Origin of the sequence: Autumnicola aciditolerans (genome assembly GCF_041679265.1) — a bacterium.
Classification (GTDB): domain Bacteria; phylum Bacteroidota; class Bacteroidia; order Flavobacteriales; family Flavobacteriaceae; genus Autumnicola.
Window position 1 is genome coordinate 95,325 of the sequence record NZ_JBGFSM010000003.1, and the last position, 21,691, is coordinate 117,015.

The window sequence follows — 21,691 nt, forward strand, 5'->3', positions numbered from 1 at the left end:
CTCACACCTTGCGGAGCAAGAAAGAATTTTTCGAGGGCTTTTCAGTTCCTCGTAACAAAGGACTGATGCGAATTTTCAAGGATTTGGAACTGGTGGAACAATTGGGCTCTGGAATCCCTCTTATGTTGAACACTATGGCAAAGAGAGCTTTGGCTTTTCAGATAACTTCCTTAGAATGACTTTTACGGCTAAAGAAACTACTGTAGAAGAAGGTGATCAGATAGGTGGTTTAATCTCTTAGGGTTTAATTCCCCGCTGCTTGCAGCGTAAGTAATATATTTGCTTATGTCAGATAGCAAATATATACACAAATCGCATAATGTTTCGGTGTTGCTTTATCATTTTGTATATCCTGCAAAATATCGTAGAGTAGTTTTTGATAAGAATGTTGATCAGACGTTGGTGAAAATATGTATGGATATAGAAAAGCGCTATGAGGTTCATTTTTTAGAGATTGGAACAGACAAAGATCACGTTCATTTTTTGCTTCAGTCTGTTCCGATGAAAAGTCCGACTCAAATTGTTAAGATTTTGAAGAGCATCACTGCAAGAGAGATTTTTCAAAGACATCCCGAGGTTAAGAAAGTTTTATGGGGAGGAGCTTTTTGGTCGAGTGGATATTTTGTGAACACGGTAAGTAAATTTAGAGATGAAAGTACCATATCCAAATATGTTCGTGCTCAAGGAATGGAAAAAGATTATGATGTGTTACACAAGGTAAAACAATTGACACTGTTCTGATTTTTTTCCGATACCTCGTATGCTTGCATCGAGGTAGTTCATTGGGTGGTCTAAAAGGTGGTCAAAATGATACCACAATTGACGATATTAATTGACTCATAGAAAAAAAGGAAGTTTTAATTGCTTCAGATAATCGAATAAGCCGTTCAGGAATTGCCGAGGTTTTACAAATAAACGAATCTGCGATTCAGAAGCATCTAAACAATTTGAAGGATGCCAGTTTGATAGAGCGTATAGGTGGCACAAGAGGTTATTGAAATAAAATTATCAAAAATGAAAAATATATGAAAGATTTTAGAATATTAGTATTGATTTGTACAATTGTGCTAATGGGTTGCAATACAGACAAATCAAACTCAAAAGTAGAAAATCCAGAATTCACTGCTACCGAAAAGAAATCTGACACACTTACCAAACACTTGAAGCCCTTCAAATCGGAATTGCCCACAATCGGGCTTTTGATGTATAACGGTGTTTTACAAAGTGAAGTCATCGCAACATCTGATGTTTTTACAAAACCTACGGAAGATGGAAGGCAACTTTTTAACGTCGTTACCATAGCAGAAACCGAAAATCCAATTACCACGGAAGAAGGAATGCGATTTGTTCCTGATTACACATTCGATGATTGCCCAAAGCTAACAGCCCTTTTCGTTCCGAGTGCTTACGATATGTATGCACAAGTCCACAATGAGAAAATCGTAAATTTTATTAAGGAAAAAAATAAGGAAACAGAATATACCGTGAGCAATTGCGCTGGTGCACAATTAATTGGAAAATCTGGGATTGCAGACGGTCATAAAATTGTAACGTGGATTGGTGGTGGCGAACAGTTGCAAAAGGACTACCCGAACTTGAAAGTTCAGAACGATAGTTTAGTAACGTATATTAAAGACGGTAAGTTCCTTTCTTCAAACGGGAATTTAGCAAGCTACATTCCTGCATTGGAATTGGTCGAAATAATGGCAAGTACTGAGCATAGAAAGTTTGTTGAAAGTTACTTGTACCTCGATAGACTTCAAAACTGGAAGGAATAATGTTAGTATTTAAACAGTAGTTTTAAAACGGTGCTTTATCCTTTGAACCTCTTGCGGTAGCCAGCCATTTGCCGTCCCGTTTGACCAGTTTAAAAACACCAGGCGTTTTATCATAAGCTGTGGTATATTTTACCCAAGCCACGTCGCCCATTATCGTGTCCTGTAACACCTTAAAATCTGAGTCCTTCTTTTTGGTCGCATTGAACATATTTATGATGTTCATATAATTGGCATAGCCTTCCGGTGTGGAATTCGCCTTTAAAGTTTCTTCGTCTTTTTCATAAAAGCTTTCAATAACAATTTGGGCTGTGGTGCTTGGTCCCGAGATTTTAGTTTCGGAATCAGCACAAGATAGAAACAGTAATGCGAGCGAGAAAACAACAATTTTTTTCATAACAGTATTAATTTGGGTTATTAATATATCTATGTGATAGTTTCAGTTCAATATTACGTTCACCATCTTTTTCGTGTAGTTCCAAAATTGCTCTGCGATCATTGGACAATGAAAACTTTGGCAGTACATATACAAACCGTACCGTTTCATTTTCTGTGATTTTAGAAGGCAGATTATGTTTAAAAATCGGTTCTTGATACAGTCGCTGTAACGATTTCTTTTTCCCCTTCTGTCTTGTTTCAACCGAGAGTTTTAAGAAATTTAAATCATAATCCAACGTAGAATTATTCTTAATCTGGATGACAAAGTAAAGTTCTTCCGTATCAAAAACAATGTTCTCAACGCTCAAAACTATACCTTCGGTTCGCTTTTTAATCCTACCTACACGCTGCTTTCTTTCAAGAAGATAGGAACTGAATTTCTGGTAATAATAATTCCTGTTATCAACATTGCTTTCAGCAGTAACAACCGAAATAGAATCATTCAATATTGGTCTTTCATTCCCGATACTACTTGACTTCGGAATAAAATAATTGAATTTTGATAGCTGCGTTTTATATCTTACAATATACGAAAAAATCGCACCATCTCTATTGACTATCAGAAGATTGCTTTCTTTCCCAGGTTTGGCTTGAAGCAAGCCAAAATACTGCTCTTTTTCACGGTTGTAGGTAAATACAAAATTATCTGAACCGGTTATGCCTTGGCGAATAGGTTCTGGAAAAAACAACGCTACATTTTTGGTGTCGTTGGCATAAATAGTATCGAGTGCGTTTGTTGTTTGCGCTTTTGTGAAAGCGGAAATTAACACCGTCAGTATTAGAGTAAATGTTCTCATAGTTTAGGTTTTAGAATTAATCTATAATTATTTAATACCATAACTTTTACATTACGGTTGCTTCGTCTTAGCACCTTTGTAATACCACCTACTTGCGGAACAGTAGGTATGTTGATGTCGCCAATAATATCGTCCAGGACTTCGGTGGTCGCTTCTGCCCGAAAATTGTTTTGCACATAAATACCTTCACTACCATCAGATAAATCAAAAGCTTTGAGTTTGGTAGGATGATGCTTTATGTTTTCAATTTCAATTAAAGCCCGATTAGTCTGAAAGCTTATAAATCCAAAGACAGGTGTGTTCTTAGACATTTTTTTACCATTGATGGTAGCCGCTTTAGTCAAGCGCATTCGCAATCTGGTATTTGCTTTTACAACTTGGTCGCCATCTACTACCACGTAAATAGTTTCATCTGTATTCCCTATGGTTGAAATTTCATTGGGTTTGGGGGAAGCAGCAAAAAACAATTGATGTTCCAAGCCCAATTCTTTCGCTTCAATTTTTTGTTCTCTTTTTACTTCAGCAGAATCAATTTTTGAAACTACTTTGCGAACAGTTCTTTTCTGTCCCAAATTTTGGTATCGCTTTTCTGAATACTGAATCTTGCTTACCTCATAGATGCTATCTACGATACGTTCTTTTTCGCGTTCCGGTAAATCTGGGTCATAAAATCCCAAGGAATCAATTAGTTTTTCATCGTATATGCTTGGCGCATTATTTTCCCTAACTTTTTTCAAGTCGTTAATTGCATCCAGTTTGGAATCGTACTCTTTTTGGTCCTCTTCCAAATCTGGCACTAAGGTCTGTTTAAGGTTTTCAGTTTCACTTTTATCATCGCCCATTACCATTACAGAATAGGAAATCAGGAATATGAAAATCACGGCCAATACCGCTGCAAATACTATCTTGTTTTTTTCTACTTTCATAAGAGTGAGTTTTTAAGTGCCGATTATCGGCTTTCAACTTTCATCGTTCAGTTTTTTTAAAGTGTTCTCGAAATAGTTGGTAATCAATAATCCGTGCGGATTGTTCGGGAAGTTTCGGTCAACCATAATCAAGTTTCCGGTGGAAACCAATTCATAGGTGTCGATGATTGAACCTCTATTGATTTCAAAAATCGTTGTCGTCGTAAAACTGTTAGCGCCATCATTTTCAGATATTCTTGAATCGATGCTCAATACTTTTTGAACCAATGAATATTGAAGCAACCTGTTGTAAACACCATCAGCCTTTTTCTGGCGGTAGAGATTGTCCACGGAACTATTGCCCAACCACAACGCCTTTTCCAAGTTGCGTTCGTAATTGCTGGCATCGATGTTATAGAAGTAGTTATGGAACAGATCCAAATGTGCTAAAGCTTCAACCCGAAAATTTTCCTTTTGGGTCACGAGCTTCAGCGGAATGATACTGCCATCTGTATTAATGGCAAAGGCACTATTGAGCGCTTTTTGATTGGTGTTGAATACCATCCAAACTGAAAATGTGCTGGAAAGCAACGCACAGACAACAACCGCCAAAACGATAAATCGATTCAGTTTTAGGACGTTGTAAATATTCTTATATGGTGTTTTCATATTTTTGTTTTTAACCTGCCTTATGCAGTAAATAGTCTGAGAGTGAATGACGTGGCACGCTTATACAGTTTGAATTTCAAGAAAACGATAAATCCAACCGAACCTAACTGAACAACAGGCGCAAAAAAGCCTTGACCTGTATCGGTTCCAAAAAGGTTGACCCAAAAATTGGTGTTGATTTCCGTATAAATGGAATTGATAAATACATTGACCAAAAAGAACGCTGGCACGAGCATATACACGGCTGCATATAATTTGAAGAACGTGTAAGCGAGCGAACGGAACTTTTCAAATACGGCAAGACTAATAACCAGAGGAAAAAATGCTTGCATTATGCCTAAAAGGAAGAATCGTTCTGCCAAGAATAGCGGATAGATGAATAGATCCAGTATCCAAAGTATGGTGCTCAGTATGAAAGCCAATATCTTAAAACCGTACAATGGTGTAACCAAGGCTTCATATAATAGTGTCATTGCGGAACTCGCGGCATCAAAGAGACTTACATCTTCCTCTAAAGGAATATCCTGCATTTGCAAAGGCAATAATGCTGGTGCTGTACCTCGATATTGCCCTTCAATAGCGACTAAAATGCCATCGAAAAAGCCTAAGACCTGTGTTGAGAAAATGACCAAAATGACGATGGCAAAATTCTTGACCAGTTCACCAGGACTCAATCCCCAAGTGTAACCGTCCTTATCTGCAACGCCTTCGTTGTACTTTTTAAGAATGTTGACCAAAAAGAACAGAACAGCGAGCGTCTTCATTCCGGCAATGGTGTATTGCGAAAAGTCGCTGGCCTGTATGGTCTGGAAGACGGTATCGATATATTCCAGCCCGATTCCTAAGAGAATGGTCGCGGTCATTTTTAGTATTCAGTTTCTCGGTTATTGACTTTATCCTGCATTTTTCTGAAGGAAATAATGTCGCGATAGCGTTTTGTTTTTGTTGTGATGGTGGAAACCATTTGTTTTGATTCCAGCTCTTTTGCCTTTAGAATTTCAGCACGTTCCGCATCGCTCATTTTTAGGTAATCGCTGGATAAGATTTCATCAATAAAATCTACCGTGTCCAAAGAGTTTTGAACTATGGCATCGAACGATTCCACGACCCTGCTAACTTCATCTGGTTTGATGTAGGACGAGTTAAGAATATCCTGTAAATCATTTTGCATTACGTTGATAAGGCGCTGATTGTTTTGTCCAATTTCCTGAACCGCTCTGAGTTGTTGTACCACGCTTGATACTTTCTCAATGCTCTCTTTTGCATCTTTTAAGAATTTTACAGACTTAATCATCTGAGCTGTCTGTTTACCCGATTCTATCAGTTGTTTTACCAAGCTGATAAAATTGGTATTGTCATAAGTGGGCATTCCCTGACACGCAGCGCGTGCGGGCAATAAAAAGATGAATGCCGTTGCGATAATTAAGATTTTTGTCTTCATAATATTATGTTTTAGATGTGAATTGAATTATTGCTTTTTGCATATCCTGATGCTCGTTGTAGAGCTTCATTATTTCCTCATTTTCCTGTCCATCGGTCAAGTAAGCTGCATAGACTTGCTTCGGAACTTCAAGCCGGAAGATGTTACTTTCCCTACCTATCTTGATAAACATCTCGGTGTACTTGCGTTGACCGGATAGATTGTTTTTAATGGATTTTAATTGGTTCAGGTCGTGGCTCGATAGGTTGAGACGTTTGACCAATTCGTCATAGCCTTTTTCATTGTTTAGGCTATAAATGACTTGGGTATTTTCAAGAATACTTGCTGAAGTCGAATTGTTCGGAAGCTGGTTGATGGATTGTAGAATAATCCCAATCGCACCGTTTTGTTTACGGATAGCTTGATAGTAGAATTCTACACTTTCCAATACATTTTCAAACTTCAATTGCTTGGCAAACTCATCAAAAAGGATGATTCCTTTTTCAGCTCTATTTTTCCAAATAGTTCTTTGGATAGCTGACTTAATGAGCTTTAACATTACGGACAGGATTTCCTTGTTATCCTTGACTTCATCCAGTTCAAAAACAATCAATCGCTTATCTTCGATTTTATAAGTTTGGTCTTCGCTCACTTCAAACAGGAAACTATATAGACCATCGCCGACATATTCGGACATTACGTGCAAAAAGCCGGTAACATTGAAGTAGTCGGGATGGATTTTTAGGGTATTCAGCAGGTCTTTCTGATTCCTTTCTATAAAACTGTAAAAACCATCCAATGAGTGATTTTCTGAAGTGCTATCGTAATAATGGCGCAGAATCTTTTTAACCGATACTGATTGTGCTTTGGTAACTTTTAAATCTGAAGCAAAAAGTTCAAATAAGAAAACTGATAAGTCTTCCAATCGTTCGGGTGTAAGGTCGTTTACATCACTTATATAAAAAGGATTGATGCCCAAGTTCTTTCCACTTTCGTAACGAAGCACGGTATATTTTTCGGGATAGAGTTTAGCGAATTTGGTGTATGAACCACCTAAATCAATGATGACCAAGCGAATACCACTTTCAAAATATTGACGTAAGATGTTATTGGCGAGAAAGGACTTTCCTTCGCCTGTTGGTGCGAAAATGGCAAAGTTTCTTGCCTTAATGCGCTTCTTGCGTTCATCCCAGACATCTTTGAGAACAGGAATATTATGTTCGCGGTCGTTAAAGATGATTCCGGTGGCATCCGATTTATAATTCGTGTTGTTTATGAACAAGCAAAGCGCGTGCTTTAAATCCGTCACATATAAATCGTTGTTTGAAAAATTGGAAGAGAAACAGCAGTAACTATTTAGGAGGTAATTTTTACGTTCTTCGCCTCTTGGGTAATACGGGATGATATCCAATTCCTTAAATTCTGTCTTGATTTTTGAGGTAATTTTATCAAGCTCTTTGGCTTCCTTTGCCCAATAGACAATATTCAAATGCCCACGAATAATCCGGGCATTATCATCGGCATTGATTTGGTCAAGGATGTGCTGGATTTTGCCAAGAACCACTTTGTTCTGCGAACCGAAATTTGAACTCTTGTTGAGCTCTTCAACCTTCTTATCGAGCAACTTTCGCCACTTTTGTTTGTCATCTAAATAGAGAATTTGATTGACAATATGGTTTTCGTTAAGCGTAAGCCCTAGACCATCAATAAAACCTTGATGAAACACAAAATCGTCAGAAGTGAATTTCTCATTGGTTTTGCTACTCTGTACACTTTCGCCAAAGCACAGTTCGCTGTTGATGGCCAGGGCATCAAAATGGTTTTCGCCAATATTGACGCTTTTTTTGTCCAGTAAAATATCGGTATCATAGCCTTCATTAAAACCGTTGAAGTAATTGTTTGTCATTTGCTGAATGTCGCCCGCTTTAAGCGAAACAAAATCCATCTTTCGGCTATTGTTGATGAAGGAAACTGAATCACTTACCGAGTTGGCGAAATTCTTAATATTGTCATCCAGTTCCTGTACGATTCCCTTTGAAATTTTTCTGAATGGGTTGACATATTTAGGATTGTTTAGAGCCTTATTCTTGGTCAGGATGAAAAACAAATAGCAGCTGTGCTCGATATGTCCACGACCTTTAAAATGTTCGTGGGTAGCCTTTTCCAAAAAAGTTGTATTCGGAAGTTGTTCTGAAGTATATGATTTCTTGAGATAGATATCCTGTTTATGAACTACAGTGCCAACTGGCAATGACTTTAATGCCTGAAACCAAGCACCGTGCATATCCTCAAAATCCTTTTCAGATAAGGAATAGATTTCTGGTAGATTACCTTTGTAGCACAGAATAACATTGCCATTATTGGCAAATACGATATTGTCCTGAATATCTACAATGGGTTGATATGCCGAAAGGTTAATCTTGTTCATAATCGAAGCCAGAAATTCTTTTGTTACTAATGATTTGCGGAAAGGCTTTTGCCATTTGAAATAGCTGTGGATTGTGGGTTATTCTTGTCAAAGCCACATATAGGGAAGCGTTGAATACCAGTACACCAATGATTATCCCAAAGCTGAAAGAGAAGATGATGATTAATAGCGAAGCCAAAATGGAAACCATCATTAGGGCAAACAGGGAAATGGGCAGCCCAAAAATGACTGCCCGTTTTCTAATGTTTCTATAGACCTCGAACTTCTTCATTGTTATACAACAATTCCTATGAGATAAGTAAATATGCCTACGACGGCACCTGCTATGAGTACAAATACAAGTACGCGTGTGATACCTTTTTTCAGGTCTGCATTTTCACCAAAGAAGTGTCCTGCATTAAAAAGGAAGCCAACCAAGAAGATGACACCTAATAAAATTGGAAATATGGTTCTGATGGTATCGCCTACATCGTTAACGGAATCTTCGATGCCACCAATTTGAGCAAAAAGCGAAGTGGATAAGAGCGAAAGAATGGATGCTAAATAGTGTGATTTTTTCATAACGGAACGGATTAAATTTTTGGTTCATTTTCGTTATTGGAAATTTACATATATTTGAATATAAATAACTGAAAATCAAATATTTGTGAATAAAATATTATTTGATATTGTTTGAATTCCGTTGTTATTATTTGGCATCAAATCCTATGGATTTTTGAAGGGAACTTGTTGATAACCTGAAAATTGAAAATGAAAAATCTGCTCAAAAACGTCAGTTTTGTGATTTTACTCTTCAAAATGTGCTTCATTTTTGGACAAGAAACGAGTGCTCAAAAACGAATTGTGATTGACGTTGGACACGGTGGAAAAGATGCTGGTGCAATTGGCATAAATGGCATCCAAGAAAAGGATGTGGTTTTGTCTATTGCAAATGAGATTTTAAGGTTAAATAACGACTTGGAAAAACCACTCGATATTTATTTGACCAGGTATAGTGATACGCTCATTTCACTATCTGATAGAACCAAGCTGGCAAAAGCTTTAGATGCTGATTTATTTGTGTCTTTACATAGTAATCACTCAGACAATCCCAATGCAAGAGGGATAGAGGTCTATGCTTCAAGAAAACAAGAGAAATTCTCTAAAGCATCTGTTTTTATAGGCTATCAAATTGAACGAGTACTTTGCAAAACAATTGGGTATAAAAGTAGAGGCCTGAAGTTTGCTAACTTTCAGGTGCTACAGGAAACAGTTGGTCATTGCCCTTCTGTGCTGTTGGAATTGGGTTTTTTGAGCAATATAGATGAAGGCACCTATATTTCAGATAACAACAATATTGATCGCATAGCACTATCGATATTATTATTCATTCAAGAACCATTAAAATTATGAAAGATATTTTTTTAGAGTTAACAAAGAGCTTGAAGGACATTATAGCGCAATTTATTTCAGAAGTGATTTTGTTATATAAATCTTTCAGAAATTAACCTACTTCCTCTTATCCCCAGCCGCCTTATTAAATGCAATCAAATTAAACAATTCCCGCATCCGGCTACGAACGCGGTTGCCATAGCGTTCTTCCAGTTCTTCCGCATTCAGGTTCGTGGTGGCGTGGGTCTTGATTTTATGCTTGGTTTGGAGGTAAAGTTCATACCGCGATAAAAGGACTTCGCCCATCACATTGAGATCCTTGCCGTAAAACCTTCCGGCAGGTTCCACGCCCAGATCGTCAAAACAGTAAAATTTTGTATTGCCATATTCTTCAACAGTTTTAAAACCTAAATGGTTAAAACTGAAGGTTACATTCCGGCAGGGAATCATTTCGTAAGGACGTTGCAACGGAACCAAATGACGTAACAATTTCATTAGGCTTGTTTTTCCGCAACCCACTGGTCCAGAAAGTAAAATCCCCTTATCAATGTCGATTCCATAGGTTTTGCAATTGTCTTTATCCTTGATGAAATAAGAGCAGAGTTTTCTTAATATATCCCTATCCTCATCATAAATCCGAAACTTTTCGCCGAACAAGAGTTTGCCTTTGGCATTGAGGTAAATCAAGATTTTTGGAAAATCGTAGAGTACGCTTTTCCCATCAAATTTTCCCAGCGAATATTCCACGCCGCCTTCGGTTATTTTAGAGGGGTTGTCCATAATCCTTGGTTTTAGTGGTTCGCAGGTTGTCCCGATTTTGGGACGCTCCCTTTTTGTTTGGTTTGTTTTCTTTGGCAAATAATTCGGTTCTATCCATCCAATTCACGGCTAAAGCCTGCCAATCCCGTATGGCTTTCCCATCGCTAGTCTTCCAATCATTTGCTTCATAATGTGCAAAGAATTTTTTTCCTTCATCAGCAGAAAAACTTTTTTCAATAAAAAAATCTAAAACGACCTGCCTGCCCTTTGGTTGTTTATTAATGTTTACTTGTTTGGTATTGTTTATATTAGATACCAATGCTTGTCCACTCACGGGACGGTGCGGGTACACGGCTTGTCCATTAGTGGGATGGTGCTGGTACACTACCGGTTCACATATGGGATGGTACCGTTCCGCAAGCTGTTCCAATTCGGGATTGTACTGTCCCATATCCGGTTCATCACTTGTCCCGATAATGGCCATCTTGATCTTACTGCCTTTATATGGATTATTGGATGGAAAATAGGATAGATAATCCCACGAATCGAGATCGGTCACGCACCGATGGTATGTAGATTTAGAACCTATTTTGGCCACGCGCATCAGCTCGCGCCGGTTCACAAAAAACTCATCGGCAAAGCGGCTGCTGTTCCATTCCTGGAACAAGGCCATATAAAGACTTATGTGCGTTGGATTGAGGCGGTCGTCGAAGAAGAATCTTTCAAAAGCCGCGTTGAGGAGCTTTATATAATTCATCGCCTAAGAATTTAATCCGTGCTGCACACGATTTGCGGTCATTACATTCTGGATTTCCTCGGCATCGTAGTAAATGATACCGCCCACTTTCGTGTAGGGCAATGTGCCATTGACGCGAAGGTTTTGAAGTGTACCCGGACTGACCTGAAGTAATTCCATCACTTCGGAAGATTTAAGGTATTTTTTGAGCTTTCCTTTAGACTGATTGGAAAGCAATTTTTTAATGTCATCGAGCAATTCCATTTTGAATTCCCGAAGATCTTCTGTGGTAATGATACTTGTTGGCATAATAAAACGGTTTTAAATGAAAAGGGCTAACAAATTGCTTTAAGCTAATTTAATAGCCCCTCGCAGGATTTGACTTTCGTTCTACAAAATTGGGCCAGTTTATTGGATTTTATTCCCCATTAGAACCGTAGTATGGTCAAAATTTAACATTTTGAAATTTGATTGATTATGATAGGTTTTGAGCCTTGTCTTGTGGGAACTACAAGATTAAAATACATCAAATTAAATGGATAATCTTAAAAAGCAGGATTTCGGTAGGTCGACCGTAGTACGGTCTTTTTTTAACAGTTTTTAGAATTATTCTTCACTCTTGTTCATCTCAGAAATTAGGGAGGTACTTAGGGAGTCCAAAAATAATGTTCTGCTGTGTTTTCTATTTTTTATGTCTTGGTAGGTATTGTAGATTTTTCCGGTAGGTTTAAAATCAAAAATCTCTTGAAGCTTATTGGAGAGTTTGATGATACTTAAATCATTTTGATTTGCAATTCCGGCAAAACTTAAAGCATAAACTAGCTCCACCCAATCGGTATTGGTAAATGGCCAGGGGATTTTTTCAGTAGTATTCGATTTAACACTTTTCCCATTTAGCTTATTTTTAAGCTTAAATAATCGTTCATCCAAATAGACAACCAATAAATTGTATGCTTTGAATTTACCTAAGAGCATATCCCTTGGGGTGCAAAACTCGGGATCCTGAAAGTAGAATTTTGAAGTGGTTATATGATAGGTGTCCAAATAATCACGGGTATAATATTCCTTATCAAAATGGGTAGCTTTGGAATTGACATACTGCCCGAAATCAATATTATACAGAAAGAAACGGTTAAGCTTGCCAATTTTCTTTTTAATGAATTTAAATTGGGCTTTTTTATCGGCTTTTGGAAATTGAATTTCTAAAGAATGGATTTCTGAGAAATAAATAAGCTGTACCAACGGGATTTGTTTTATGTTCTTAAAAAAGTCTATTTCTTGTTTTAGGGAAACAAATTCATTTGCAATGATTTCCTTTTTGAACAAACTAAGGAGATTACGGCACACTTCAATTGAACGAAAAGCCCTATTTAAAATATCGTTGTTTTTAAGCTTAATTTCGTTCAGTTTTTCCAGTAGTATTTCTGCTTGTAACTGTAAATCCATCACCAACCATTTTACGGATCATTTTTGAAAAGTTTAATTGAATTCTTTAAAGATAAATTCAAAACAATAAAATACAAGTGAATTACAGCGTATTTGGCTACGCAAAAACCGTATTTTCCTACGGAAATCTATTAAACCCAAGCATTTCTAAGGAAATAATAGGATGCCATCCTAACTTATTTTTTGAATTTTTTACGAAAGCGGGATAAGAATTGTCGCCTATTTTTTACCCCTGTTTTCTTGAAGATGTTAGATGCGTGCTTAGATACAGTGTTTTTGGCGATAAATAAATCTTTGGCAATTTCTTTATAAGTTAAGTTACTTAAAATAGATAAACCGACTTCAATTTCCCGTCTAGTTAAATTTTCATAAATTATTTTGTCCTTAGCCGGGTATTTACTTTGTTTCTCGTTCCAAGCAAAAACTTTATACATTTTGGTTTTATTTTCTAAAAAGTAAAGATGACTATCTATTTTAATAGCGGTTACGGCATAAAAGGCAATGTTCATTGTAGTAAAAGTTAACCATTGATAATCACCAATAACGGTTAAAATTGGCAACAGTGCTATACAACTTATACTTAAGACTGAAAATTTGTTTCTTCTAAGGAAAAAGCGGTTTGGATTTTCGAGGTTTGAGATTCTTTTGTAAAAGAACCACAGAAATATAAAGGCCATTATAGATATGGGAATTGTAAAAAGGACTCTAGCCCAATAGAGGGAACTGGTAAGGAAGTAAGGAATTAGAAATAACATAATAAAGCTGCTACTTGCCAGAATTACCAGATTTTGGATTGAAAAATGCATCCTAACAACAAGAATATCATATTCTTTATACAGGTAGTATATTAAATAAATACAGAGGGTTATGGCCACACCGTAGGTAATAACATATTGAAGGATAAAGGGACCTGGGAAGTTTTCAAAGGGTAGAAATCCGCCAGTAGCGTTATAAGTTATGAAAAGTAATCCAAGCTTTAGAAACCTAGAATGATTGCTTAGGATTTTTTTAGTTGAATGATGGTAAAATATCAATAGAACTATAAACGTATCTACGAGAAGATAAAAAAATGTCGTCCAATGGATTGATGTGCCAAACATATTTATTGTTCATTCTTATACTCAAATTTGCTGACCTCTATATTTTTAGTTACATCATTCCAAGGAAAAATAGTCCCATTCATTGCTACATATACTCCTGGATTCAAAAATTGAGCAGAGCACATTGCAAAACCCAAATTGAAGTGTGCATCCGTATTTTTAGAGTTTCCCATTATAAATGAGCCTACAAGGACAATAGTCTTTTTAATTTCTTCCTTTCCAAGATAAATGGCGGTATCTTCCATCGTAAAAGTCCCGTGAGTTATTAAAATTTTTTCTGCATTGGAAGCTTTTATTTTTTTTAACAAAAAATTCCTGTCTTCATCGGTAATTGATCGGCTATCCTTAGAAAATGCCCTTTCGATAATATAGGGAAACGAGACATTGGCCAGGTCAAGAAATTCTCTAATCGCTATTTCGCTTTGCTCTGTTTTATTTTCTTGGTTTTCATAATCCAAGCCTTCAATGGTTCCTCCTGTTGTAATAATATGTATCATAATTTTATTTTTTATAGAAATTAATGTTTATGGATATTCCCTTTTAACACAAAATAATAAAGCAGAAATGAAGCAATAAACAGAAGAATAAGGACAATAATTGCCTTGACCTTTTCCTTTTTTGTGAATTGTTTTTTAGATGGGTTTTGATTTTTTTTCTTTCTTCTGTTTCTTCTACTTAGAGACATCCTGTTGTACTATTTTTAATTTATTTTCTATAAACGGATTGCTTTGAGAACGGCCAAGAAAGCTACGCCCACATTGGCAAATACGGTTTTAAAAAACCACCTAAGACTTAAAGCCGAATGGCAGAGTTATATTGTACCAAAAGCCACCTAGTTTTTCTGAAAAGATCCACTTTTAGAAATTTGCTAATTTTTCAGAAAATAACGTTCCAGGGTATTAATAAAATCTAGTATATTTCATTAAAAGTTATCTCTACCATTATTTTAAAATAAGTACAGGAACTTCTGATTTGAAAATCATTTTTCTTCTCAGCCCCAGTTCAGTTAGTTTTTCTATAAAGTCATGTTTTCTGTAAAGTAGCGCCAAAATATCTATGGTATTATCTTTCAAAAAACCGGTTATTTTATCTTCGGTTTTCCCTTCGGAAAAAAGGTGAACAGAAATATTCTGCAGATTAAAAAACTCCTCATAATAGTTTTTTATCTCCTGTTCTTTAATAACTTCATCTTTACTTTTAGCAAAATGAAATATAAAAAGGCGTGCGTTAAATGCCTTTAGTAGATCAGCCAGAACCTTTAGTTCCCTATCAGGTTTCAGATTATCTGAATCCAGCGCCAGACAAATTCTTTTTAAACCAAAAGTTTCTAAATCTTCAGGTACAACCAGCACAGGGCAGGGTACATCCTTGCTCACTTTTTCACTGGTAGTTCCTGCAAGGTAACCTTCTACCTCACCTGCACCTTCTGTCCCCATAATTATCAAACTTGCTTTTTCTTCTGTTGCTAATTGATAAATTATATCTGAAGGTCTTCCTGGGGCTACCATACTCTTATATTTTATTGTCGCCAGACGTGGAAAATTTTCGAGAAATTCCAGCATTTTTTCTTTGTACAATTTCTGATAAGAACTAAAGTTGTCGGGAACCGGATAAACTATAGCCCCATATCCGGCATACTGATAACCTTCAGAATAGGCATGAACAAAGATAATTTCTGAATTTAAAGATTCGGCCACCTTTGTGGCATACTCAACTCCAATTTTGGAACTTTGACTAAAATCAATTGGAACTATTATTTTCATGGTTTTTTAATTTTAATTATACATTCAGTTTTTCAATTAATTGTTTAAATAAAAGCTTTACTGTTTAATCCACTTTTTGGCAATTTCCTTTTCCTCTAAGTCAAAATATTTTACTTCAGCATTGGTAAAAGGTTTCATGAATTTTGTAATCCAGTCCTGCCACTCTTTATCACCTACCATGGCGATTTTTTCATAGTCTTTTGCATGGGCAGTATCCATTTTTAGATCTTCCCACAGGCCTGGAAAATCCCAGCCTTCAAAATTTTCCATCTCAAAATACCAGCGTACTTTTAGGTCTTTATCTAAAATAGAATGGATAAGTGGATGTATTTTTTCAATATCCTTTTCTGTCAAATTCCCCGATGCTCTGGTAGCAATAATATTATCTCCTGAAATCTCTATAATTTGTAACATATCTATTTTTATTAATTATTAACCGCCTAAATCGTAAAACCATTCTTCAGCTTTCATAATTCCTTCTTTTATGACATTTCCCTTAGTATAATTCTTTTCTATAACCAGACTTTTAGCAATTTCTAGGGCTTTTTCCTTCACTGCAGGATGGAGGCCATCCAAACTGGTTTTAAATTCTTCAAAGGTCCATTCCATAGCTTCATTTTAATGGTTGAACAGTTCTTTTTCTTTTTCGGGATCCATCTCATTCTTTGACTTTTTATCCAAAAAATAATCCAGTACGATGCCCACTATAATTGCGCCCACAAAAGCAACATATACCTGCCAGTTAAACTGAACTACCAAAGACAAGCTAATGATTATGGCCAAAATGGGTAGGATAGGTACTTTTCCTATGGAAAGGGGAACTCTAAAGGGTCTTTCTTTGTCAGGTGCTTTAAAACGCAGCACAATCAAGGCAATATTCACGGCTACAAAAACGAGTAACGCCCCTAAAGAAGACATTCCTGCGACAATTTTAATATCCCCCAATAACAAAAATGCCGCTACCGCAGCCATAACCACAAGTGTAGTTACCCAGGGTACTTTTTGTGCATTGGTCTTGGTCATAAATTTTGGAAGCTCGCCCACGCTTGCCATACCGAAAAGCAACCTGCTAATGGAAATAATGCCACTAAAAGCCGCATTGGCCGTAGCAAAAAGTGCCGCAACTGCCAGGGCTACGGGCAACCAGGAATTTAAATTTGAAGCGGCCAGCGACAATGGGGAATCTACCTTTGCTATTTCTGCGGGGTCACTTATATTGAGTACCGTAAAAGATATTAGTAGGTATATAATTGTGGTAAACACCATTGTCAATAAAAATGCCCTCGGAATAGTCTTGCCCGGATTTTTTACCTCGGAACCTAATGCTGCCATATGCTCAAAACCCGTATAAACAAAGAATAAGGTAGCAGTCGCTGCCAGGGTGCCTGAAAAGGACTCCACTTTAAAAAATTCTGCTTTTGGTGCACCTGTTTCTGAAAGTCCAACGGCAATAAGAATAAACAAACCTAATAGTTGAATACTTACCATAACAATATTAGCAGTTGATGATTTTTTGATGCCCGTAATGCTTATCAATGCAAGAACCAGTAGCACGGCATAGCTAACCAGTAAGGAAGGGATGTTAAAAAAAGTGTTGAAATATCCTGAAAAAGCCAATAAAACTGCGGCAATAGTGGCCGAACTGTGAAATGCAATCGTCCAACCTGTTAGAAAGGATGGAATGTCGATTTTTGGAAACGCTTTCCGTACAAAAATGAATTCCGCACCGGCATTAGGATAGGTAGAGGACAACTCTGCATAGGACATTGCCGAGACACTGGCCGCAATGGCTGCAAAAATAAAGCTCAACCAAAGGTCTGTTCCCGCCTGTCCAGCGGCTGCACCAATTACAGTATATATTCCAGCACCAACAATGGTACCTACACCATAAAAAGTAAGGCGAAGAGTACCCAGAGATTTTTTTAATTCTGCCATAGTAATATTAGTGGTTTATTATCCATTTCTATCTAAATTCCTTTTTTCCATCTCTGCCTTTACGATTCCACGCTCAATCGCCTCTTCTTTTGAACAATTTTTGTTCAAATAGAAATCCGTCGCATATTTTAATGCTACTGCTCTAATATTTTCATCCAGCACATTTAGCCTCTCCTGGTAATCCTTAAATAAGTCCTCCTTCATTTTTTAAAATAGTTTTAGTACAAAAAACACCATAGTTAAGAGATATACAATATACGCTGCATCGAAAACGAATATCTGCCATCTGCTGAACCCGTGAAGTTCCTTGCTTTGATGGACAAATACCGAATATAAAAGTGGCATCAGTCCTACAAAAGCCAGGTTGACCCAGAACAACTGAAAATCTTCGATCGGAGTCGTCACCAGTGCCAAGGGGAAAAATGCCACCGTCATGGTAACAGCATTATCGGCAATCACGCTCGTGGTTCCCGCGGTCACTTCGCCACCCTTTACCACACTCCATGTTTTAAATATTTCGGGGGCGGTGGTCATTATTCCGGTAATAAACAGCCCTCCAACAATTTCGGAAATGTTCAACACCGAAACAATATTTTCCGTAGCCTTAACAATAAAAAAAGCACCCACGGCTATAGCCATAGCTCCGGCCACTGATAACCACACTTTCTTCTTATCCCACTCCACACTTTCCCCTTTTTTCCTGCCTTTTATAATGGCATGCGTTAAAAAAGCCGCATAGGCCGCCAGCATAATCCACCCATCAATGGGTTGTAACCCACGCCAGGCTTTTGGAAGGGTTAATATAGCTACCAAAGAAATGATTGCCAGATAGGGGATGGACAATACCGAGACAGAACGCTTGTTCAGGGCCAATAGGTTAGCATCTAAATGTTTTTGATGTTCCTTATTGTTTTTAAATTGCTTTCTGGAAGCGAAATAGGCGATGGTCACCATGAGTGGGATGGAAATTATATTGGAACCCAGCAAATTTCCTAATCCAATATCAGATACTCCCCGGGCGGCGCTGGTGATATTTATCGCCACTTCAGGACTCGCCGTTACAATAGCAAGGAAAGCCGCTCCTGCAGAAGCGGTAAGCCCCCATTGCTTACGCAGCATTTTTAAAGGTGTTAGGAGTTGATCAGCACCCCAATGAGCAGCCCAAGCTGCCAATCCCAATACTACTACCCAGAGCCAAACGTTCATAACTAATCGATTTTTATAATTGTCCTGTTACTTTCAGTATATTTCAACTTTTTCTTATCCGATATTTTCTGGTCTTTTTTTGTTGGCTTTGAAAGATCAGGAGTAAAATCACTCCCGTGCTAATCCAAACATCTGCGGTATTGAATACAGGGTCGAAAAAAGTAAATTCATTGCCTCCCCATAATGGCAGCCATTCCGGAAGCCTTGTATCAATAATAGGGAAGTACCACATATCCACCACATTGCCATTTAAAAATCCCGCATAACCACCGCCTGAGGGGAATATTTCTGCAATGTTGCGAAGTGCGGGATCACTTTTTTCAAAGATCAGTCCGTAAAATGCACCGTCCATCAAATTGCCCAATGCACCTGCGTATATAAATGCGGCACAGATTATAAAGACTTTTGCATATCCTTCACGTATCATTTTTTTGATATAAAAGGTCCCCCAAATAACGGCTACGAAGCGAAATAGTATTAAAACAAATTTGGCCAGATATCCCTCGCCAAATTTAAAGCCCCAGGCCATGCCGGGATTCTCCAAAAAATGTAAGCGAAACCAATCCAGACCAAACACAAAATATTCCTCGCCATAATAAAAATGGGTCTTCACATAAATCTTTATGGCCTGGTCTATTACCAACAACAGTAAAATCAATAATGCTACACTACTTTTATTCATAATTTCCTTATTGTTGCCCAACGTCTTGTGCAACATATATTTGCATTATTTAGATAATTTTAAAATTCTTATGGCACCCCGCATTACAAACGTGAAAACGATGCCGCCAATTACCAAATCGGGCCATTTGCTATCCAGAAAATAGACCAGCACCCCGGCCAGTATCACCCCGCCGTTTACGATGATATCATTCGACGTAAAAATAGCACTGGCCTGCATATGCGCCTCCTTACTTTTGGCCTTATTTATCAACCAAAGCGAAATAAGGTTACCCAGAAGGGCGAAAATGGAAACAATGATCATCAATTGGAAAATTGGTGTTTCACTACTGGTAAAAAACCTTCTTAATACCTCTGCAAAACCAAGTGTTGCCAAGGCCATCTGAAAATATCCGCTGAATTTTGCCACCTTCTTTTTTCTGGAAATGGCACCACCTACTGCAAATAAACTTAGCGCATATACTATCGAATCTGCCAGCATATCCAACGAATCTGCAATAAGGCCCATAGAAGAAGAGATCCACCCCGTGGTCATTTCGATAATGAAAAAGCCGAAATTTATCCCAAAGACCCACCAAAGGATTGTTTTCTGTTTGGATTGGTCTTCTATTACGGGAGGATCGGCTTCTTCGGTCCCTTGGAAGGAATCCCCAAGGTTTAAACCGGCTATTGATATTTGTATATCTTCGATTCCATTCACATGATATACTTCCAATTTCCTGTTGGGAATATCAAAATCCAAATATTTCACTTGTGTATAAGCCTCCAACTTCATCCGGATCATCTGTTCTTCTGAAGGACAGTCCATTTGACTTACTATAAAAGTACTTTTGTTCATTTCTCCCATATCACTTAACTATATTTTTCTTTCCTTTATTGGAAGTTAATAAGAGAATTACCGCACCGCCAATAGCTGCAAGTAATGAAGCTATCAAAATGCTTATTTTCGAAATTTTAATCAATTCCTGATCATTAAATGCGAGATTGGTAATAAAAAGGGACATGGTAAAGCCAATTCCCGCAATCATACCAATTCCAATTATATGTTTCCAGTTTAGTGTAATATGTAATTCGGAAACTCCAAGTTTTTGCCCAATCAATGTAAAAATACCAATCCCTGTTACTTTGCCAATTGCTAATCCCAAAAGGATCCCCAGCCCTAAAGAACCGGAAACAACCTCAATTAAATTTACATCGAGCTTTACTCCCGCATTCGCGACTGCAAAAATTGGAATGATAAAGAAAGCATTGAAATCAACAAGGGAATTTTCCAGTTTGAGCAAAGGAGGCCTTGAATTCTCAGTATCTGTTTTAATGGCTTTTAAAATTATTTGTTGTTTTTTATCCTGAAGAGGATTTAATTTTTCCAGCTCTGTTTTCTCAAGATTAGTAACGTTTGTGGCAGTCCTTTCTTTTAATATTTTACTGTCTAATTTGGGCACTATTGGAATGGTAATGGCAAAAAGTACTCCCGCAATAGTTGGATGGATCCCCGAATTAAGGAAGCAATACCATAAGATGATCCCAATAATAATATACCAAATCAAATTTTTGATCCCAGTCCAATTCATTAATAATAATAACCCAAATGCCCCCATGCCCGATCCAAGGTATATCCAGCTCAACTCGTTGCTATAAAACAATGCTATCACCAATATGGCACCTATATCGTCAGCAATAGCGAGGGCTATTAAAAATGTTTTTAACTGCCTGGGGACATTTTTTCCCAGTAGGCCAATAATCCCTAGTGAATATGCGATATCGGTAGCCATAGGGATGCCCCAACCCTTTATATTTTCAGTGCCTAAATTTAGGCTAATAAAAATGAGGGCCGGAACTGCCATACCACCTAAAGCTGCCAACAAGGGGGCTGAGGCTTTTTTAATTGAAGATAATTCCCCCACCATAACCTCCCTCTTCAATTCAAGGCCGGCAACCAAAAAGAAAATTGCCATTAGGCCATCATTGATCCATTCTTCAATTGTTAGCCCAAAACTAAGATGCTCGGAAAATTCAAAAAGCAATTCATCGCCAAGAAAATGATGATAGGCACCTGCCCACTGTGAATTAGCTAAAAGAAGGGCAACTATAGTAGCAATTATTAAAAAAATCCCCCCAGCTGTTTCCCTGTCGAGGAACTTTGTTGCCGTTTCCCTGATATACCCAATAGTGGATTGATTTCGAACTGATTGCCCCATTTTATCTTATCTGTTTTTTGAGTTAATTACTTAAACCTTAATATTTCAAAAAGCTTAGTAGCGT

The 21,691-nt window shown here is 37.4% G+C and carries 28 protein-coding genes and 1 pseudogene; 5 read left to right on the top strand and 24 right to left on the bottom strand.

The window, feature by feature from the left end:
* Window positions 1-14: 14 nt before the first annotated feature.
* From AB8M93_RS03785 to AB8M93_RS03800, 4 genes and pseudogenes are all read left to right on the top strand, one after another.
* Window positions 15-223: pseudogene (locus AB8M93_RS03785) on the top strand (transcriptional regulator); the annotation flags it as partial.
* 62 nt (window positions 224-285) lie between these two features.
* A complete protein-coding gene (gene tnpA, locus AB8M93_RS03790; protein ID WP_128766703.1) occupies window positions 286-741 on the top strand; it encodes an IS200/IS605 family transposase in 456 nt (151 codons plus the stop codon).
* Between the two features lie 152 nt (window positions 742-893).
* A complete protein-coding gene (locus AB8M93_RS03795; RefSeq protein ID WP_373056472.1) occupies window positions 894-998 on the top strand; it encodes a hypothetical protein in 105 nt (34 codons plus the stop codon).
* A gap of 27 nt (window positions 999-1,025) precedes the next feature.
* Window positions 1,026-1,778, top strand: a complete 753-nt coding sequence (locus tag AB8M93_RS03800; protein WP_128766702.1) for a DJ-1/PfpI family protein — start codon at window positions 1,026-1,028, stop codon at window positions 1,776-1,778.
* 22 nt (window positions 1,779-1,800) lie between these two features.
* Here AB8M93_RS03800 and AB8M93_RS03805 read toward each other — a convergent pair whose 3' ends face one another.
* The 9 genes from AB8M93_RS03805 to AB8M93_RS03845 are packed head-to-tail and all read right to left on the bottom strand — an operon-like array spanning window position 1,801 to window position 8,993.
* Window positions 1,801-2,172, bottom strand: a complete 372-nt coding sequence (locus tag AB8M93_RS03805) for a hypothetical protein (protein WP_128766701.1) — start codon at window positions 2,170-2,172, stop codon at window positions 1,801-1,803.
* Between the two features lie 7 nt (window positions 2,173-2,179).
* Window positions 2,180-3,010, bottom strand: a complete 831-nt coding sequence (locus AB8M93_RS03810; protein WP_128766700.1) for a DUF4138 domain-containing protein — start codon at window positions 3,008-3,010, stop codon at window positions 2,180-2,182.
* Window positions 3,007-3,936: a conjugative transposon protein TraM gene (gene traM, locus AB8M93_RS03815; RefSeq protein WP_128766699.1), complete on the bottom strand. Its 930-nt coding sequence runs from the start codon at window positions 3,934-3,936 to the stop codon at window positions 3,007-3,009. Before traM ends, AB8M93_RS03810 begins: the two co-directional genes overlap by 4 nt.
* A gap of 33 nt (window positions 3,937-3,969) precedes the next feature.
* Entirely contained in the window at window positions 3,970-4,584 is a 615-nt protein-coding gene (locus AB8M93_RS03820; protein WP_128766698.1) for a conjugal transfer protein TraK, read from the bottom strand.
* Window positions 4,585-4,604: 20 nt separating this feature from the next.
* Window positions 4,605-5,447, bottom strand: coding sequence for a hypothetical protein (locus tag AB8M93_RS03825; RefSeq protein ID WP_128766697.1), 843 nt, complete (start codon window positions 5,445-5,447; stop codon window positions 4,605-4,607).
* A 2-nt stretch (window positions 5,448-5,449) separates the two neighbouring features.
* Window positions 5,450-6,025: a conjugal transfer protein gene (locus AB8M93_RS03830; RefSeq protein ID WP_128766696.1), complete on the bottom strand. Its 576-nt coding sequence runs from the start codon at window positions 6,023-6,025 to the stop codon at window positions 5,450-5,452.
* A 4-nt stretch (window positions 6,026-6,029) separates the two neighbouring features.
* Window positions 6,030-8,432 (bottom strand): TraG family conjugative transposon ATPase, encoded by a 2,403-nt coding sequence (locus AB8M93_RS03835; RefSeq protein WP_373056288.1) that lies wholly within the window; start codon window positions 8,430-8,432, stop codon window positions 6,030-6,032.
* Window positions 8,419-8,703: a hypothetical protein gene (locus tag AB8M93_RS03840; protein ID WP_128766694.1), complete on the bottom strand. Its 285-nt coding sequence runs from the start codon at window positions 8,701-8,703 to the stop codon at window positions 8,419-8,421. The genes AB8M93_RS03835 and AB8M93_RS03840 overlap by 14 nt, the downstream gene beginning before the upstream one ends.
* A gap of 2 nt (window positions 8,704-8,705) precedes the next feature.
* Window positions 8,706-8,993: a hypothetical protein gene (locus AB8M93_RS03845; protein WP_008610937.1), complete on the bottom strand. Its 288-nt coding sequence runs from the start codon at window positions 8,991-8,993 to the stop codon at window positions 8,706-8,708.
* Window positions 8,994-9,182: 189 nt separating this feature from the next.
* Between AB8M93_RS03845 and AB8M93_RS03850 the strand changes: the two genes are divergently transcribed.
* Window positions 9,183-9,824: an N-acetylmuramoyl-L-alanine amidase family protein gene (locus AB8M93_RS03850; protein WP_128766693.1), complete on the top strand. Its 642-nt coding sequence runs from the start codon at window positions 9,183-9,185 to the stop codon at window positions 9,822-9,824.
* Between the two features lie 96 nt (window positions 9,825-9,920).
* Here the strand turns inward: AB8M93_RS03850 and AB8M93_RS03855 are convergent, their stop codons facing one another.
* The 15 genes from AB8M93_RS03855 to nhaA all read right to left on the bottom strand — a co-directional run bounded on the left by AB8M93_RS03855 (window position 9,921) and on the right by nhaA (window position 21,627).
* A complete protein-coding gene (locus AB8M93_RS03855; protein WP_128766692.1) occupies window positions 9,921-10,583 on the bottom strand; it encodes an ATPase in 663 nt (220 codons plus the stop codon).
* On the bottom strand, window positions 10,567-11,319 hold the full coding sequence (locus AB8M93_RS03860) for a hypothetical protein (protein WP_128766691.1): 753 nt from the start codon (window positions 11,317-11,319) through the stop codon (window positions 10,567-10,569). The genes AB8M93_RS03855 and AB8M93_RS03860 overlap by 17 nt, the downstream gene beginning before the upstream one ends.
* A 3-nt stretch (window positions 11,320-11,322) precedes the next feature.
* Window positions 11,323-11,607, bottom strand: a complete 285-nt coding sequence (locus AB8M93_RS03865) for a helix-turn-helix domain-containing protein (RefSeq protein ID WP_128766690.1) — start codon at window positions 11,605-11,607, stop codon at window positions 11,323-11,325.
* Window positions 11,608-11,904: 297 nt separating this feature from the next.
* Complete coding sequence (locus tag AB8M93_RS03870; RefSeq protein WP_128766689.1) at window positions 11,905-12,744, bottom strand: RteC domain-containing protein; 840 nt, start codon at window positions 12,742-12,744, stop codon at window positions 11,905-11,907.
* Between the two features lie 176 nt (window positions 12,745-12,920).
* Window positions 12,921-13,253, bottom strand: a complete 333-nt coding sequence (locus AB8M93_RS03875) for a helix-turn-helix transcriptional regulator (RefSeq protein WP_240674093.1) — start codon at window positions 13,251-13,253, stop codon at window positions 12,921-12,923.
* A 593-nt stretch (window positions 13,254-13,846) separates the two neighbouring features.
* Entirely contained in the window at window positions 13,847-14,341 is a 495-nt protein-coding gene (locus AB8M93_RS03880) for an asparaginase domain-containing protein (RefSeq protein ID WP_128766687.1), read from the bottom strand.
* 444 nt (window positions 14,342-14,785) lie between these two features.
* Complete coding sequence (locus AB8M93_RS03885; protein WP_220114941.1) at window positions 14,786-15,607, bottom strand: universal stress protein; 822 nt, start codon at window positions 15,605-15,607, stop codon at window positions 14,786-14,788.
* A 57-nt stretch (window positions 15,608-15,664) separates the two neighbouring features.
* Window positions 15,665-16,021: a SpoIIAA family protein gene (locus AB8M93_RS03890; protein ID WP_220114940.1), complete on the bottom strand. Its 357-nt coding sequence runs from the start codon at window positions 16,019-16,021 to the stop codon at window positions 15,665-15,667.
* Between the two features lie 18 nt (window positions 16,022-16,039).
* A complete protein-coding gene (locus AB8M93_RS03895) occupies window positions 16,040-16,216 on the bottom strand; it encodes a hypothetical protein (RefSeq protein ID WP_373056289.1) in 177 nt (58 codons plus the stop codon).
* Between the two features lie 9 nt (window positions 16,217-16,225).
* The gene (locus tag AB8M93_RS03900) at window positions 16,226-17,542 is read right to left on the bottom strand and encodes an APC family permease (RefSeq protein ID WP_220114939.1); all 1,317 of its coding nucleotides are present in this window, start codon (window positions 17,540-17,542) and stop codon (window positions 16,226-16,228) included.
* 18 nt (window positions 17,543-17,560) lie between these two features.
* Entirely contained in the window at window positions 17,561-17,746 is a 186-nt protein-coding gene (locus tag AB8M93_RS03905; RefSeq protein WP_008615609.1) for a hypothetical protein, read from the bottom strand.
* A gap of 3 nt (window positions 17,747-17,749) precedes the next feature.
* Entirely contained in the window at window positions 17,750-18,748 is a 999-nt protein-coding gene (locus tag AB8M93_RS03910) for a sodium:calcium antiporter (protein WP_128766685.1), read from the bottom strand.
* Between the two features lie 43 nt (window positions 18,749-18,791).
* Window positions 18,792-19,430 carry a lipoprotein signal peptidase gene (locus AB8M93_RS03915; RefSeq protein WP_373056290.1) on the bottom strand — a complete coding sequence of 213 codons (639 nt, stop codon included), beginning with the start codon at window positions 19,428-19,430 and terminating at the stop codon, window positions 18,792-18,794.
* A 45-nt stretch (window positions 19,431-19,475) separates the two neighbouring features.
* Window positions 19,476-20,267 (bottom strand): cation efflux transmembrane domain-containing protein, encoded by a 792-nt coding sequence (locus AB8M93_RS03920; protein ID WP_449405355.1) that lies wholly within the window; start codon window positions 20,265-20,267, stop codon window positions 19,476-19,478.
* A gap of 10 nt (window positions 20,268-20,277) precedes the next feature.
* Entirely contained in the window at window positions 20,278-21,627 is a 1,350-nt protein-coding gene (gene nhaA, locus AB8M93_RS03925; RefSeq protein ID WP_249601870.1) for a Na+/H+ antiporter NhaA, read from the bottom strand.
* Window positions 21,628-21,691 lie beyond the last annotated feature (64 nt).